Genomic DNA, 16,340 nt, shown 5'->3' with positions numbered 1-16,340 from the left:
CCTTGCTTGTGTCCCGCTTGGGGCTCTCGCTCTTACGAGCGGGCCTTCAGCGCGGCGCCGAGGATGTCGCCCAGCGAAGCGCCGGCATCCGACGAGCCGTACTGTTCCACCGCTTCCTTTTCTTCGGCCATCTGGCGAGCCTTGACCGAGAAGTTCGGCTTCTTCGAACGATCGAAGCCGGTGACCATGGCGTCGAGCTTCTGGCCGACCTGGAAGCGGTCCGGACGCTGTTCGTCGCGGTCGCGGCCGAGGTCCGAACGCTTGATGAAGCCGGTCGCGCCGTCTTCGCCAGCCTGCACTTCGAGACCGCCATCGCGGACTTCGAGAACGGTGACGGTGACGACTTCGCCACGACGCAGCGAGCCCGACGAAGCAACGCCGCCGGCCGCCGGAGCGCCCTTTTCAAGCTGCTTCATGCCGAGGCTGATGCGTTCCTTCTCGACGTCGACGTCGAGAACCACGGCCGAAACCTGCTCGCCCTTGCGGTGCAGCGCCAGCGCGTCTTCGCCCGAGATGCCCCACGCGATGTCCGACATGTGGACCATGCCGTCCACGTCGCCATCGAGGCCGATGAACAGACCGAATTCGGTCGCGTTCTTGACTTCGCCTTCCACGGTCGAACCGACCGGGTGCTTTTCGGCGAAGGCTTCCCACGGGTTCTGCTGGGCCTGCTTGAGACCGAGCGAGATGCGGCGCTTGTCGCTGTCGACTTCCAGCACCATGACGTCGACTTCCTGCGAGGTCGAAACGATCTTGCCGGGGTGGACGTTCTTCTTGGTCCAGGACATTTCCGAAACGTGGACGAGGCCTTCGATGCCCGCTTCCAGTTCGACGAACGCACCGTATTCGGTGATGTTCGTGACGGTGCCGCGCAGCTTCGCGCCGACCGGGTACTTGGCGGCGACGCCATCCCACGGATCGCTTTCGAGCTGCTTCATGCCCAGCGAGATGCGCTGCGTGTCCTGGTTGATGCGGATGATCTGGACGCGCACGGTGTCACCGATGGCGATGACTTCGCTCGGGTGGTTGACGCGCTTGTAGCTCATGTCGGTGACATGGAGCAGGCCGTCGATGCCGCCGAGATCGACGAACGCACCGTAGTCGGTGATGTTCTTGACGACGCCGTCGATGATCTGGCCTTCCTTGAGGTTCTGGATCAGGCCCGAGCGCTGTTCGGCGCGGGTTTCTTCCAGCACCGCACGGCGCGAGACGACGATGTTGCCGCGACGGCGGTCCATCTTCAGGATCTGGAACGGCTGCGGCATGTCCATCAGCGGGGTCACGTCGCGGACCGGGCGGATATCGACCTGCGAGCCGGGCAGGAAGGCCACGGCGCCGTCGAGATCGACGGTGAAGCCACCCTTGACGCGGCCGAAGATCACGCCTTCGACGCGCTTGCCTTCACCGAATTCGTTTTCAAGCTTGTCCCAAGCGGCTTCGCGGCGGGCGCGGTCACGCGACAGCATCGCTTCGCCGTCGGCGTTTTCGACGCGGTCGACATAGACTTCGACTTCATCGCCGACCGAAAGGCCATGCGGCTGGCCGGCCATCGCGAATTCGCGCAGCGGCACGCGGCCTTCGCTCTTGAGACCGACGTCGATGACGGCCTTGTCGTTTTCGATGGCGGTGATGGTGCCCTTGACGACGCGGCCTTCAAAACCGCCATTGGCAGCGGCGCCGAGCGTCTCGTCGAGCAGCGCGGCGAAATCGTCGCGCGTGGGATTGGTAGCCATGGTGTGCTTCCTGTATCGTGTTATTCCGGCCAGGCGGTTGTCTCCGCCGGTCTTTCCTCCGCCTTTCGCACCATGCGAAACAGACGGGCCAAAAAGGGCCGAACCACCCGCCGGGCCGGATGCCATGGCGGGTATCCGCGCATCGGGCCGCTGGGGCCGTCCGAGGGACTGCGCGCCCCTAGGTCAAACCTTCGCGAAACGCAAGCAAAACCGTGCTTTTTGCAAGTGTCCGATTGCGCTGGATCAAGTTCTGTCATGCTGCGGGTGCTAACAGGCCTCCATCCTGAAAACGCAGGAGATTTCGATGACCCGGACCACTTTGGCGGAGCTTGCCCCGATGACCCAGATGACCACCCGTGACGGCACCGTGCTGAGCGTGCGCGCCGCCTTTGCCGAGGACGAAGCCGCGCTGGCCGACTTCTTCGACAAGGTGAGCGCCGAGGATCGCCGCTTTCGCTTCCTGACGGCGGTGCAGCATCTGGAGCACGAGCAGCTGCAGCCGCTGACCCATGTCGACCACTGGCGCACCGAGAGCTTCGTGGCGTTCGATGCGGCCAGCGGTGAGATCGTCGCGTCCGCCATGCTGGCCTGCGATGCTAAGATGGATACGGGCGAGATCGCGATTTCGGTCCGCAGCGACTACCGCGGGCGCGGCGTGGGCTGGACCATGCTCGACCTGCTGGCCGACGAAGCGTGCAAGCGCGGGTTGAACCGCGTGATCTCGATCGAGGACCGCGACAACCACGCGGCGATCGAACTGGAGCGCGAAAAGGGCTTCGAGGCGCACGGGGTGGAGGGCGATCCGCACCTGGTGATGCTGGAGAAGCGGTTCGGGTAAATCCGGCGGGGTTGGGCGGTGGGGTTTGTTCGCCCCCGACCCTTGCCGCTTGCGGGAGGGGGGAAGCGGGACCCCGGGTCAAGCCCGGGGTGACGAAGAGAGTAGTTATATCCTGATCCGTCATCCCGGACCTGATCCGGGATCCCGCTTTCGGCTTACACCCGCGCCAGAATGTCCCGTGCGAACAGCGACAGGGTGTCGTCGCGCGCGCCCATCACGACCACGCGGTCGCCGGGCCGCGCGAGTGTGACGATGCGGTCGGCGCAGTCGGCGCGCGAGGCGATGTGTTCGGCCTGGCCGCCGTGGGCTTCGATCAGGCCGACGATGCGTTCGCTCCCGACCGAGCGATCGACCGTGCCGCCGAAATAGACCGGATCGCACAGGATCGCGATGTCTTCCGATCCGAGCCGGGTGGCGAGCACTTCGGCCAGTTCCGCGCCCATCTGGCGCAACGGGCCATAGCCGTGTGGCTGGAAGAAGGCGATCACGCGGCCGGGGTGCGCCTTCAGCGTGGCGAGCGTGGCGGCGACCTTTTCGGGGTTGTGGCCGAAATCGTCGATCACGGTGACGCCCGCGGCGCTGGTGCCGACCACGTCGAAGCGGCGGGCGAGGCCGGTGAAGGTTTCCATGGCAGCAACGGCATCCGCCACCGGTATGCCGGCAGCGTTCGCTGCGGCAATCGCGGCAAGCGCATTGGATGCATTGTGTTGACCGGGAACACGAAGGCAGACGGTGTACGATTGTCCGGCGTGTTCCAGTTTGAACCGGCTGCCGGCCGGCAGATCCTCAAATTCCGAGGCGTGGAAGTCTTCTTCACCCAGATCGGAACGGAAGCCGAAGCAGATTGCCTGATCGAGCGCCATGAAGGGCGTGCTTTCCGCGTCATCGGCGTTGACGACAGCAACCTGCGCCTTGGTGAGAAAATCGGCGAAAAGGGCGTGCAGTTCCTCAAGGCTCTTGTGGTCGAGGCTGACGTTGTTGAGCACCGCGATCGTGGGCGTGTAGAGCGCGATCGAGCCGTCGCTTTCGTCGACCTCGGACACGAACACGCCGCCATTCCCCACGCGGGCAGACGCGAAGGGGGCGTCCGGGGCGACAAAGTTCTTCATCACCGCGCCGTTCATGATCGTGGGATCGCGGCCTGCTTGGGTGAAGATCCAGCCGATCATGCCGGTGACGGTGGACTTGCCGCTGGTGCCGCCGACCGCGATGCCGGTCTTGCTGGCGTTGAACAGGCGCGAGAGCAGTTCGGCGCGGCTCATGCGCGGGCAGCCCAGATCGCGCGCGCGGACCATTTCGGGCACGGTGTCTTCCACCGCGGCGGAGGCGACCAGCACTTGATCTGCCGAGGTGACGCCGCTGCCGTCCTGCGGGAACAGCGCGAAGCCGAGGCTTTCGAGCCAAGCGAACTTTTCCGGCGTGCGGCCCTGGTCGCGGCTGCGGTCGGAGCCGGAGACCTCGGCGCCGAGGCCCTTGAGGATCAGGGCGAGGGGTAACATGCCCGATCCGCCGATGCCGCAGAAGAACCAGGGGTGGGCCGTAAGGTCGGTACGGGTCGGGGCGTTCATGGGGCAAAGGCACTACAGGATTGGGTGCGCCAGTCCAGAGCGTGCGGCGACCTTTGCGCCGATGCGCGCATGGCGCTATGCCGAGCCGATGCGTGTCGCCATCTGTGCCCCCTCGACCCCGTTCACCCGCGACGATGCCATGCGGGTGGAGGCGTTGGCGAGGGCGGAGTATCCGCAGGTGGCGCTGGATTTCCATGAGCAGTGCTTTGCCGTGGAGGGGCACTTTGCCGGGGCGGACGCGGTTCGGCTGGCGGCGTTTCTCGATTGCGCGAACGATCCGGCGTTCGACGCGGTGTGGTTCGTGCGCGGGGGCTATGGCGCGAACCGGATCGCGGGCGATGTGCTGGCGCGGGCAGGGGATGCGGCGCGGGCGAAAGTGTATCTGGGCTATTCGGACGGGGGCACCCTGCTGGGGGCGCTTTACGGTTCGGGGATAGGCAGGGCCGTTCATGCGCCGATGCCGACCGATATCCGGCGTAGCGGGGGCGAGGCGGCGGTGCGGCGGACGCTCGGCTGGCTGGCGGGCGGGCGCGATGGGGTGGAGGCTTCCGGCGACGCGGTTCCGCGCGTCGCTTTCAACCTGATGACGCTGGCGATGCTGATGGGCACGCCGCTGATGCCGGATCTTCGCGGGCACGCGGTGCTGGTCGAGGAAGTGGCGGAATACCACTATGCCGTCGACCGGCTGCTGTTCCATGTGTGCCATGGGCTGGCGGCGCAGGGCGCGGCGGGGCTGCGGTTGGGCCGCGTGAGCGATGTGCCGGAGAACGACCGGCCATTCGGCATCGAGCCCGAAGCGATGGCGCGGCATTGGTGTGCCGTCGCGGGGCTGCCGTTTCTGGGAAGTGCCGACATCGGGCATGATATCGACAACAAGATCGTCCCCTTCGGGCTTGCCCCGCAAGGATGACGGCAATAGGGCGCGCGCCCAAAGGAGCTAGGACATGAGAGCTTTCGTTTTCCCCGGGCAAGGCAGCCAGAAGGTCGGCATGGGCGTCGAACTCGCCGAGGCGAGCGCGGCGGCGCGCGAGGTGTTCGAGGAAGTGGACGAGGCGCTGGGGCAGAAGCTGTTCCAGATCATGAAGGACGGCCCCGAGGATCAGCTGACCCTGACCGAGAACGCCCAGCCCGCGATCATGGCCAATGCCATCGCCGTGCTGCGCGTGCTGGAAAAGGAAGGCGGCATCTCGCTCGCCGACAAGGCGGATTTCGTCGCGGGCCACAGCCTTGGCGAATACACCGCGCTGTGTGCGGCGGGCGCGTTCAGTCTTGCCGATACGGCGCGCCTGCTGAAGCTGCGCGGGCAATCGATGCAGGCGGCGGTGCCGGTGGGCGTGGGCGCGATGTGTGCGCTGCTGGGCGCGGACCTCGAACGCGCGACCGCGCTGGCCGAAGCGGCGGCCGAGGGCGAAGTCTGCACCGTCGCCAACGACAACGATCCGACGCAGGTGGTGCTGTCGGGCCACAAGGGCGCGATCGAGCGGGCCGTGGCGCTTGTCAAAGAGCATGGCATCAAGCGCGGCGTGCTGCTGCCGGTGTCTGCGCCGTTCCATTGCCCGCTGATGCAACCCGCCGCCGATGCGATGGCCGCAGCATTCGAAAAGACGCCGCCGGGCGCGCTGCGTGTGGCGCTTTACGCCAATGTCACCGCTTCGGTCGTGACCGATCCGGCGGACGTGAAGCGGCTGCTGGTCGAGCAGGTGACGGGCCGCGTGCGCTGGCGCGAAAGCGCGATCGCGATGAAGGACGCGGGCGTCGAGCAGTTCATCGAACTGGGCGGCAAGGTGCTTTCGCCGATGATCAACCGTACCGTGGCCGACGTTTCGGTGACGAGCGTGGTCGGCATGGCCGACATCGAATCCATCCTGAAGGACATCTGAGCCATGGAAAACCGCCTTTTTGATCTGACCGGGATGACGGCTCTGGTGACTGGCGCCGCCGGTGGCATTGGCTCTGCGATCAGCCATGCGCTGGCGCGGCAGGGGGCGCGACTGGCGCTTTCGGGGACCAATCCGGGTAAGCTGCGCAGCTTCCGCGAGGAGCTGAACGACACCTATGGTCACGATCACGTCGAGATCACGTGCGATCTTTCGAACACCGAGCAGGTCGAGCATCTCGTTCCTGCCGCGATGGATACGCTGGGCAAGGTGGACATCCTCGTCAACAACGCCGGGATCACGCGCGACAACCTCGCCATGCGCATGAAGGACGAGGAATGGGACGCGGTGATCAAGGTGAACCTTGAAGCGGCCTTCCGCCTGATGCGCGCGGCAACCAAGCCCATGATGAAGGCGCGCTTTGGCCGCATCATCACGGTGACGAGCGTGGTCGGCGCGACCGGCAATCCGGGGCAGGTCAACTATGCCGCCGCCAAGGCGGGGCTTGTGGGCATGAGCAAGTCGCTGGGGCAGGAATTGGCGAGCCGCAACATCACCGTCAACTGCGTGGCGCCGGGCTTCATCCGCACCGCGATGACCGAGGTTCTGCCCGATGCGCAGAAGGACGCGCTGAACGCGCGCATCCCGATGGGCCGCATGGGCGAGGGCAGCGATATCGGCGCGGCGGTGGCCTACCTTGCCAGCAAGGAAGCGGGCTATGTCACCGGCCAGACGCTGCACGTCAACGGCGGCATGGCGATGATCTCGTGAGGGTACGGGCGCTCCTGATCGCGCTGGCGCTGGGCGTCGGCGCGCAGGGCGCCCATGCCCGTCCGCCCGAGGCGCTGGCCTGCGCGATCAAGGCCGCGCCCGCCGGGCTGGATGCGCGGGTGGCCGACGTGATCGTCAGCCAGGACCCCGACCGGGGCCGTCCGACGCTCGACGAATTGCGCGGCGTGGTCGATGCCTGCGCGCGCGACCAGTTTCTCGATCCCAAGCAGACCGAGGCCTATCTCGACTATACGATGGGCCGGATGGGGCGCGACGTGCTGGACGCGCGGCTGGCCGGGCAGGGCATTGCCGTGGGCCTGATCGACGATGCGCTCGATATCGGGCCGGGCAAGGCCAACAACCCGGCGGAAAAGATCACGCAGGGCGATCTCAACCGCGTTTCGGGCGCGCTGCGCGATGCGGGACACGATCCGGCCAGCGTCAGCGTGGACGGCTGGCGGCTGATCAATGCGTGGATCACCGCCACCGCCACGATGTTCGACGGCCTGCGCCGTCTGGATTGAGGGTTCGACGGCTTGCGCCGCCTCGATTGAGCGTTCGACGGCTTGCGCCGCCTCGATTGAGCGTTCGACGGCCTGCGCGCCTCGATTGAGGCGCGATTCCGGCGATTTATGCACAGCTTCGCTTGACGGCGCGCGCAGGGCGCTTGCCCGCGCGGCCTTGCGCGTTAAGGAAGGTGGTCCGAACTGAAACTGCGTTTCCGGGCGATTCCGCCGCAGGAAACCACCGCTGACACCGACCGGCCGTGCCGCTCTGGCTCTGGCCGACTGGGGGGACGAGAGACGAGAATGAAGGCGACGATCGAACGCGCTACGCTCCTGCGCTGCCTGTCCCACGTCCAGTCTGTGGTCGAGCGGCGGAACACCATTCCCATCCTGTCGAACGTGCTGATCGAAGCCGCGCCCGACAATACGGTGCGGCTGATGGCGACCGACCTCGATTTGCAGATCATCGAATCGATGCCTGCCGTCTCGGTCGAAGGGCCGGGCGCGATCACGGTTTCGGCGCACCTGCTGTTCGATATCGCGCGCAAGCTGCCCGACGGTTCGCAGGTCAGCCTCGAAACGGTCGACAACCGCATGGTGGTCAAGGCCGGGCGCACGCGCTTCCAGCTGCCGACGCTGCCGCGCGACGATTTCCCGGTGATCGTCGAAGGCGATCTGCCGACCAGCTTCGAGATCCCGGCGCGCACGCTGGCCGAACTGATCGACCGCACCCGCTTCGCGATCTCGACCGAAGAGACGCGCTATTACCTCAACGGCATTTTCTTCCACGTCGCCGACGACGTGCTGAAGGCGGCGGCGACCGACGGTCACCGGCTGGCGCGCTACACCATCGCGCGCCCCGATGGCGCAGAGGGGATGCCCGACGTTATCGTGCCGCGCAAATGCGTGGGCGAGTTGCGCAAGCTGCTCGAAGAAGTGCTGGATACCGCCGTGCTGGTCGACCTTTCGGCGAGCAAGGTGCGCTTCACGCTGGGCGGCGAACATGGCGTGGTGCTGACCAGCAAGCTGATCGACGGCACCTTCCCCGATTACAACCGCGTGATTCCGACCGGCAACGACAAGCTGCTCAAGCTCGATCCGCGCTCGTTCTTCCAGGGCGTGGACCGCGTGGCGACGATCGCCACCGAAAAGACCCGCGCCGTGAAGATGGCGCTGGAACCTGACCGCGTGACGCTGTCGGTCACCAGCCCGGACAACGGCACCGCGGCGGAAGAACTGCCCGCCGACTATCGTTCGGATGGTTTCGAGATCGGCTTCAACGCCAATTATCTCAAGGACATCCTGAGCCAGATCGACGGCGATACGGTGGAACTGCATCTGGCCGATGCAGGGGCCCCGACGCTGATCCGCAAGGACGACAAGTCGCCCGCGCTCTATGTGCTGATGCCGATGCGCGTCTGATGCGACGGGGCGCGCGTGTGGCGCCCTGATGATCGGCAGGCGCGGTGCTGCGGCACCACCCCCAACCCCCTCCTCTCAAGAGGAGGGGGCTTTTTTTGGTTGGGGAACGGGGTTGCCGGGCAATGACCGGAAGCGGTTTATTTTTGTTGCCGTAATGTTGCGTAGGATGCGTTGAGGGCGCTGACAGTCGGCCCCGTATAACGTTGGCGTGCAACAATTTCTGGACACGCCCTGATGGACACTTCCGCCGGTTCCCTCGCCCGGACTCTGGACTTCTTCCATATCGACGAAAGCGACGTGCGGCGCTTTCCGGCCATTGCCCGTGCCATGGCGCGGCTTGCGCCGCCTGCGCTGGAGCGGCTCTACGACCGCATCGCCACGACGCCCGAGATCTCGGGGCTGTTCTCGTCGCGCAGCGCCATGAACCATGCGCGCGACAAGCAGCTCGATCACTGGCGCATGATGTTCAGCGGCGCGCCCGACACCGCCTACATGGAAAGCGCGCGGACGATCGGGCGGGTCCATGCAAAGATCGGCCTGGCACCGGAATGGTACATTGGCGGCTATGCCAGCGTACTCGATGAAGTGCTGGTAGGACTGGCAGGCGCAGGGCCTGCGTTGAACGCACGGAGCAAGGCAAGGATCGGCGGCACGGCGCTGAAGATGGCGCTGCTCGACATGACCATCGCGCTGTCGACCTATTTCGAGATGGAGGAGAAGAACCGGGTCGAAGTGATCGGGCAGGTCGGTTCGGCCCTCCAGAAGATGACCGGCGGCGATTTCCGCAGCGCGGTTTCGGGAATGCCGACGGAATATGCGGCGATCCAGTCCGACTTCGAGACGATGCGCGGCAAGGTGGCGACGGCGCTGGCCGAAGTGGCCGAAACATCGCAGGCGGTGGACACGGGCGCGCAGGAGATCCGCCAGGCCTCCGACGATCTGGCGCGGCGCACCGAACAGCAGGCCGCGAGCCTGGAGGAAGCCTCGGCGGCGATGACGTCGCTGGCAGGGAGCGTTCGCAGCACGGCCGATGATGCCGAGCATCTGCACGATTCGGTCCGCCAGGCGCACGAGGATGCCCAGACCGGCGGCACGGTGGTGGGCGAGGCGGTGCAGGCCATGAACGACATCCAGCACGGCGCACAGGAAATCGGCAAGATCATCGCGGTGATCGATGGCATCGCCTTCCAGACCAACCTGCTGGCGCTCAACGCGGGCGTCGAGGCGGCGCGCGCGGGCGATGCGGGGCGCGGCTTTGCGGTGGTGGCCAACGAAGTGCGGGCGTTGGCGCAGCGCTCTGCCGAAGCTGCGCTCGATATCAAGAAGCTGATCGGCCACAGCTCGGCGCAGGTCGACCGGGGCGTGGCGATCGTGGGGCAGACCGGCGAGACGTTCGGGCGCATCGTCGGGCGCGTGGGCGAAATTGCCGATCTGGCGAGCAGCATCGCCGAATCCGCGCGCAACCAGGCGACGAACATCGGCCACATCCGCGAGACCGTGGGCGAACTCGACACCATGACCCAGCAGAACGCGGCGATGGTCGAGGAAGCGACGGCCGCTGCGCGCAACCTGGCGGGGCAGGCGGATCGCATGGCCGAACTGGTCGATCGCTTCGACGTGGGGACCACGGCCCGGACCGCGCGACGGATGCGCCGCGCGGCCTGACAGGGTTCGCGCTATCCGCGGGCGCGGATCATCTCGGCCACGTCGACGAATTTTTCGCGCGGGGCGCCATCGCGGGCGCGCGCGGCTTCGGCTTCCTCGATCTTCTTCCAGTCGCGGAAGGTGACGACTTCGAGCCCGCGCGCGGCGGCGAGGGCATCGAAGCCTTCGCGGCCCTTGCGCCCGGCAGGGGCGGGCATGTCCTCGGCGATCCTTTCGACCACGCCGAAGCCATCGGGCCGGTTGGTGCCGATCGTGCCCGAAGGCCCGCGCCGCGCCCATCCGACGCAGTAGAGGCCGGGCAGGATGCGGCCTTCGTCGTTGGCGAAGCGACCCGCGCGTTCATCGAACGGCACACCGGGAATCGGCGCGGTGCGATAGCCGATGCAGGCGACGACGAGGCTGGCGGGGATTTCGTAGAATTCGCCGGTGCCGACCGCGCGGCCATTCTCGATGCGGGTGCGCTCGACCTCGATCGCTTCGACCTTGCCTTCGCCCAGCAGTGCACGCGGTGAGGCGAAGAAATCGAACTCCACCTCGATATCGACATCGGCGCGGTGGCTTTCGGGGATCGCGGCGAAGCTGCGCAAGTGGTTGACCGACTTGCGCAATCCGGGTTCGAGCAGAGCGTCTTCGCCCACATCGGGCAGGTCCGCCGGATCGACGCGCGGCGCCGCGCGGGTGAGGTGGCCCAGTTCACCCAGTTCCTTGGGCGTCATCATGATCTGGTGCGGGCCACGCCGGCCGAGCACGACGATGCGCCGGATCTTCGAGGCGACGAGCGCTTCGAGCGCGTGGCCGACGATGTCGCTGCCGGCGAATTCCTCGCGCGTCTTGGACAGGATCCGCGCGACGTCGAGCGCGACGTTGCCCATGCCGATGACGACGGCGGTGTCGCCCGACAGATCGGGATCGAGCGCGGCGAATTCCGGGTGGCCGTTGTACCAGCCGACAAAGGCGGCGCTGCCGTGGACATTGCGCAAGTGGTCGCCGGGAAGATCGAGCCCGCGATCGCGCGGGGCGCCGGTGGCGAGGACGACGGCGTCGTAGAGGCCGAGCAGTTCGTCGATCGACACGTCCTCGCCGATGGTGACGTTGCCGACGAAGCTGACGTTGTCGGACAGGGCGGTCTGTTCGTAGCGGCGCGAGACGCCCTTGATCGACTGGTGATCGGGCGCGACGCCCGTGCGGATCAGGCCGTATGGTACGGGAAGACGGTCGAAGATATCGACCTTGACGTCATCGCCCCACTGCTTTTGCGCGGCTTCTGCCGTGTAGTATCCGGCAGGGCCTGAACCGATAATCGCGATATGCCGCATGCGCTCTCCCGCGCCTGTTGTGATTCTGTCGGCGATGCTAGCCGACCGGTCACAAAAGGAAAGCGCCGTGCAAGGTCTTGCGTGATCAGGCGGCGCGGGGGGCTTCGTCGAGGAACTGCGTCAGCGTCTCGCCGAATTCGTGGGGCTTGGACAGCATGAACAGGTGGCCGCCGCCTTCGAACATGGCGATACGGCTGTGGGGAATGGCCTTGTGCAGGAAATGGGCGTTGGCAGGCGGGATGAGCTGGTCCTCCTCGTCGGCCATGACCATTGTCGGCACGCCGATGAAGGGCAGGAAGGGCACGCTCGACCAGCCCGAGAAGGCGGCCATCTGGCAGGCCCAGCCGAGCGGGGACGGCGCCTTGGCCGCGTTGAGCGAGACGCGGCCCGATCCGCCGCCGTTGTAGAGCATGGCGAGGTTGCGGCGCAGCGTCTTTTCGACGGTGTATTCGCGCGGGTCGGACAGCTTGCCCAGCAGCGAGAAGTTGCCCGGCACCATCGTTGCGCCGCCCGCCGCCGTGGCGGCCAGCACCATCTTGCCCAGCCGCGCGCGGTGCTGGAAGGCGAACTGCTGCGCCACGGCGCCGCCCCAGCTGATGCCGACGAGGTCGACCTGGTCGATCCGCAGCCGGTCGAGCAGCGCGGCGAGCGTCAGTGCCATGCACGGGATGGTATAGGGGAACACGGGATCGGGCGAACCGCCGATGCCGGGCATGTCCACGCTGATGATGCGCCGGTCGGTCACCGCGCGGGCAACGGGTTCGAGCAGTTCGATGTTCATGCCGATGCCGTTGAGGATCACCAGCGGGCGCGGCGCGGCTTCAGCGACGTTGCCCCGTTCGACGTGCCCCCGTTCGACGTGCCCCCGTTCGACGTGCCATTGCCCGAGGCGGAGCCTTCGCCCTGCCACGCCGATCATCGAAAATTCAGCCGTCGACGCCAATTTGTCCTCGTCAGGTTGCGGTCGCGGCAAAGCCCTAGCAGCTTCGCGGCCCGCGCAAAAGCAAGGTCGCGCGCGCAGCGGGGATTGCGGGAGGCCTTAACCGTTTCTCAAAGCAAATCCGGCAATCGGAGAGCCATGTCAGATGCTCCGGCTCCCCATGCCGCCGATCCCGCCGATCACCCCCAGACGGGGCGCGATTACGCCCGCACCCACAGGCGGGGGGAGCGCAGCACCGCGCGCCCCGCGGGCGAGGCGTTCCTGTTCGGCGAGCGGCGCAATCGGAGCCTGATGGCGCCCGAATGGCCGACGCTGGCGTTGCCGATGGCGGCTGGAATCGTCGGGCTGGCCGTGGTCAACGGGGCGTTTTCTTCGTGGACCGCGCCGGTGCTGGCGCTGGTCGGCGCGCTGCTGGTGTTCGTGTCGCGCTATCTCGTGCGGATCGAGGCGCAGGGGCGGCTGTCGACGGCTGCGCGAATGGGGCTGCTGGCATTGGCCGTAGCGCTGCCGATGTTCGTCTATGGCACCGCCGCAGGGCTCTGGGCCAATGGCGGGCACGTGTCCTGGGTGCATTGCCTGGCGCTGCTGGTAACCATATCGCTGTTCGCCACCGTGACCCAGTCGGGGCGGCTGGCGGCGGTGCTGGCGGCGCAGGTTTCGCTGTGGTCCGGGGTGACGTGCGTGGTCAGCTTCGAGGGCGGCGCGCTGACGTCGCTGATCGGCGTGGCGATCGCAGGCGTTGCCTTCATGCGCCAGCGCGAGATCGACCTGCGCAGCGAGGAGCGCGTGCAGGAGGAAGCGCGCATCCAGACCCGCGCGCAGGAAATCCTGGCCGACTACGAGGAGACCGGGCAGGGGTGGTTCTGGGAGACCGACCGGCGCGGGCAGATCACTTATCTTTCGAGCCCGGTCGCCGAGACGCTGGGACGCGAGGTAGGGGAGCTGCTGGGCCGGCCCTTTGCCGAACTGTTCAACCTTGCCGAACAATCGGGCGAGGGCGAGCGCACGCTGGCCTTCCACCTTTCCGCGCGATCCAGCTTCTCGGAACTGGCGGTGCGCGCCGCGGTGCACGACGAGGAACGGTGGTGGTCGATCACCGGCCGCCCGACCTACGACACCTTCAACAACTTCCAGGGCTTTCGCGGATCGGGTTCGGACCTGACCGAGAAGCGCCGTTCGCAAGAGCATGCCAGCCGGCTGGCGCACTTCGATTCGCTGACCGGGCTGTCCAACCGTTTCCGCATGTCGCAGTCGCTGGAGAAGATCCTCAACGCGCCGCAGGTAAGCCATCGGACCTGCGCGGTGTTCCTGCTCGATCTCGACCGTTTCAAGCAGGTCAACGATACGCTGGGTCACCCCGCCGGGGATGCGCTGCTCAAGCAGGTGGCGCAGCGGCTGGAGCGCGTGATCGGCAAGCACGGGCGCGTCGGGCGGCTGGGCGGCGACGAGTTCAAGGTGATCCTGCCGGGCAAGAGCGAGCGCACCATGCTGGCGCAACTGGCGGGGCAGGTGATCGAGAGCCTGTCGCAACCCTATTCGATCGAAGGCAGCCGGGTGATGATCGGCGCATCGGTGGGCATCGCGCTGGCGCCCGACGATGGCGTCACCAGCGAGGCGCTGATCCGCAACGCCGACCTTGCGCTCTATGCCGCCAAGGACGGCGGACGGGGCCGATACCATTTCTATGCGCCCGACCTGCACAGCGATGCCGAGGAGCGTCGCCAGCTGGAGGAAGACCTGCGTGACGCGGTGACGCATGGGGGGCTGGAGCTGTACTATCAGCCGGTGGTGCAGACCGCGACGGAACGCATCACCGGGTTCGAGGCGCTGCTGCGCTGGCGGCACCCGGAACAGGGCTTCATTTCGCCCGCAAAGTTCATCCCCATCGCCGAGGATACCGGGCTGATCGCCACGATCGGCGAATGGGCGCTGCGCACCGCGTGCCAGGACCTGTCGAAGTGGCCCAGCAACGTGCGCGTGGCGGTGAACGTCTCGCCGTTGCAGTTCTCCAACCCGTCGCTGCCGTCGATCGTCACCAATGCGCTGGCCCATGCGCAGGTCGATCCGCAGCGGCTGGAGCTGGAAATCACCGAAAGCGTCTTTCTGAACGATGATTCCGACACCGAGGCGATGTTCCGCGCGCTGAAGTCGGTGGGGGTGCGGCTGGCGCTCGACGACTTCGGCACGGGCTATTCCTCGCTCGGCTATCTGAAGAAGGCGCCGTTCGACAAGATCAAGATCGACCAGTCGTTCGTGCGCGGCGCGACCCAGCCGGGCAGCCGCAACGGCGCGATCATCGCCTCGATCGTGAGCCTGGCCGAAGCGCTGGGCATGGAAACGACGGCAGAGGGCGTGGAGACGCTCGACGAGCTGGACCTGATCCGCGTGCTGGGGTGCAGCCACGTGCAGGGCTACATCTATGAACGGCCGCTTTCGGCGGAGGCAGCGGCTTCGCGGCTGTCGTCGGGGCTGGTCGCCATCGCCCAAGGGCCGCGCTCGGCCCGCGCCAGCCGCCAGACGATGTTGCGCAAGGTGGTGCTCGACCACGCGGGCCATCGCTATCACGGCACCGTGCGCAACATCAGCCGCACCGGCGCGCTGATCGAAGGGCTGTGGAATGTGCCGCCGGGCACGATCTTCCGCGTGCTGCTGTCGGACAGCTACCCGGTCACCGCCACCTGTCGCTGGTCGAACGACGATCGGCTGGGGGTGGAGTTCTCCATGCCGCTCGAACTGGACGAAGACGGCCGGATCGCCGCGGTATCGTTGCGGCCCGCGCCGCAGGAAACGGCTCAGCGCAAGGTCGGGTGAAGGCGGCGGGCGGGGACCTGCAGGTCCGCGACGTCATCGGGTTGCAGCCGATAGGCGTAGCCCCGGTTCGACAGGATGATCCAGCCGGGCGCAAGCTTGGCGCGCAACTTGGAAATCACCACTTTCAGCGCGGCGTGCGACAACGGCTGGGATTCGATGCCGAATTCGGAAAGGATCGCCGATCGTGGCAGCCCGGTCGACATATGCGCGGCCAGCAGGCTCGCCACCTGAAGCTCGCGCGGGGTGAGCGGGGACGCGAATGCCGCCTTGAGCGTCGCCGCGCCGCCCCCCAACCCGCGTCGGCGGCTGGCCTGGCCATAGATGGCGTTGCGGCGGGACATCGCCGCGATGCGCAGCTGCGCTTCGGCGATGTTCGTGCGGGCATCGAAGACATCGTCAAAACCGGCCATCAGCAGCGTGGCGCGCTGCGGCGGGCGACTGGAAGCGAGCAGCGCGATCTTCAGCTTCGCGCTCAGCAGCGGCTTGTTGTAGCGCAGGAATTTCCTGGCACGCTCAAGGTCGTTGGCGGCAACGATCGCGACGGCATAAGGCTCTTCGCCATCCATGAAATTGGCGATGTAGGTTTCTGAGATGAAGCGTCGACCCGCCAGCGGAAAAGCGGCCGATATCCACCCATCCAGTTCCGTCGCCCTGCAATCGGCAAAGCGGAAGACGCGCACGGTATCGTCGCGGACCTGCAGTGCAGGCAGGTCTTGGTCGAAGTCCGGGAAGTTGTACCGGCCGACTTGCGTGGATGGGACAAAGTTCGTCTCAGGAAAAGCTGAGGTCATGATAGCTTCCATGGCCTGAGGGATCGCTGGCTGGTTATTTCAGGCTCAAGTAATCTAGTACACAACCCTTAGATGCAGCAACGGACGGCAAGGGTTAAGGAA

13 protein-coding genes are annotated in these 16,340 nt (G+C 66.5%); 8 read left to right on the top strand and 5 right to left on the bottom strand.

Annotation, left to right across the window (positions count from 1 at the left end; all coding sequences use genetic code 11):
* Window positions 1-32: 32 nt before the first annotated feature.
* Window positions 33-1,733: a 30S ribosomal protein S1 gene (gene rpsA / locus K3A84_RS02835; RefSeq protein WP_225007639.1), complete on the bottom strand. Its 1,701-nt coding sequence runs from the start codon at window positions 1,731-1,733 to the stop codon at window positions 33-35.
* 304 nt (window positions 1,734-2,037) lie between these two features.
* Between rpsA and K3A84_RS02830 the strand changes: the two genes are divergently transcribed.
* Window positions 2,038-2,571, top strand: a complete 534-nt coding sequence (locus tag K3A84_RS02830) for a GNAT family N-acetyltransferase (RefSeq protein WP_225007637.1) — start codon at window positions 2,038-2,040, stop codon at window positions 2,569-2,571.
* 155 nt (window positions 2,572-2,726) lie between these two features.
* On the opposite strand, the gene K3A84_RS02825 is transcribed toward K3A84_RS02830, so the two are convergent.
* Complete coding sequence (locus tag K3A84_RS02825) at window positions 2,727-4,139, bottom strand: glutamate ligase domain-containing protein (protein WP_225007635.1); 1,413 nt, start codon at window positions 4,137-4,139, stop codon at window positions 2,727-2,729.
* 88 nt (window positions 4,140-4,227) lie between these two features.
* Between K3A84_RS02825 and K3A84_RS02820 the strand changes: the two genes are divergently transcribed.
* The 6 genes from K3A84_RS02820 (at window position 4,228) to K3A84_RS02795 (ending at window position 10,380) form a co-directional block, all read left to right on the top strand.
* Window positions 4,228-5,049 (top strand): LD-carboxypeptidase, encoded by an 822-nt coding sequence (locus tag K3A84_RS02820; RefSeq protein ID WP_225007633.1) that lies wholly within the window; start codon window positions 4,228-4,230, stop codon window positions 5,047-5,049.
* Between the two features lie 34 nt (window positions 5,050-5,083).
* Window positions 5,084-6,019: an ACP S-malonyltransferase gene (fabD, locus tag K3A84_RS02815; RefSeq protein WP_225007631.1), complete on the top strand. Its 936-nt coding sequence runs from the start codon at window positions 5,084-5,086 to the stop codon at window positions 6,017-6,019.
* 3 nt (window positions 6,020-6,022) lie between these two features.
* Window positions 6,023-6,787 carry a 3-oxoacyl-[acyl-carrier-protein] reductase gene (fabG, locus tag K3A84_RS02810; protein ID WP_225007629.1) on the top strand — a complete coding sequence of 255 codons (765 nt, stop codon included), beginning with the start codon at window positions 6,023-6,025 and terminating at the stop codon, window positions 6,785-6,787.
* Window positions 6,784-7,311: a hypothetical protein gene (locus K3A84_RS02805; RefSeq protein ID WP_225007626.1), complete on the top strand. Its 528-nt coding sequence runs from the start codon at window positions 6,784-6,786 to the stop codon at window positions 7,309-7,311. Before fabG ends, K3A84_RS02805 begins: the two co-directional genes overlap by 4 nt.
* Window positions 7,312-7,596: 285 nt before the next feature.
* On the top strand, window positions 7,597-8,715 hold the full coding sequence (gene dnaN / locus K3A84_RS02800; protein WP_225007623.1) for a DNA polymerase III subunit beta: 1,119 nt from the start codon (window positions 7,597-7,599) through the stop codon (window positions 8,713-8,715).
* Window positions 8,716-8,949: 234 nt separating this feature from the next.
* Window positions 8,950-10,380, top strand: a complete 1,431-nt coding sequence (locus K3A84_RS02795; protein WP_225007620.1) for a globin-coupled sensor protein — start codon at window positions 8,950-8,952, stop codon at window positions 10,378-10,380.
* A gap of 11 nt (window positions 10,381-10,391) precedes the next feature.
* Here K3A84_RS02795 and K3A84_RS02790 read toward each other — a convergent pair whose 3' ends face one another.
* The gene (locus tag K3A84_RS02790) at window positions 10,392-11,696 is read right to left on the bottom strand and encodes an FAD-dependent oxidoreductase (protein WP_225007619.1); all 1,305 of its coding nucleotides are present in this window, start codon (window positions 11,694-11,696) and stop codon (window positions 10,392-10,394) included.
* 85 nt (window positions 11,697-11,781) lie between these two features.
* Window positions 11,782-12,639, bottom strand: coding sequence for an alpha/beta fold hydrolase (locus K3A84_RS02785; RefSeq protein WP_225007615.1), 858 nt, complete (start codon window positions 12,637-12,639; stop codon window positions 11,782-11,784).
* A gap of 135 nt (window positions 12,640-12,774) precedes the next feature.
* Between K3A84_RS02785 and K3A84_RS02780 the strand changes: the two genes are divergently transcribed.
* Window positions 12,775-15,447, top strand: a complete 2,673-nt coding sequence (locus K3A84_RS02780; protein WP_225007613.1) for an EAL domain-containing protein — start codon at window positions 12,775-12,777, stop codon at window positions 15,445-15,447.
* Here the strand turns inward: K3A84_RS02780 and K3A84_RS02775 are convergent.
* On the bottom strand, window positions 15,429-16,238 hold the full coding sequence (locus K3A84_RS02775; protein ID WP_225007612.1) for a winged helix-turn-helix domain-containing protein: 810 nt from the start codon (window positions 16,236-16,238) through the stop codon (window positions 15,429-15,431). The two genes, K3A84_RS02780 and K3A84_RS02775, sit on opposite strands and share 19 nt — an antisense overlap.
* Between the last annotated feature and the right edge of the window lie 102 nt (window positions 16,239-16,340).

This window comes from Novosphingobium percolationis (genome assembly GCF_020179425.1).
In the GTDB taxonomy this organism is placed as follows: domain Bacteria; phylum Pseudomonadota; class Alphaproteobacteria; order Sphingomonadales; family Sphingomonadaceae; genus Novosphingobium; species Novosphingobium percolationis.
This window is presented reverse-complemented; position numbering and strand designations above follow the sequence as displayed.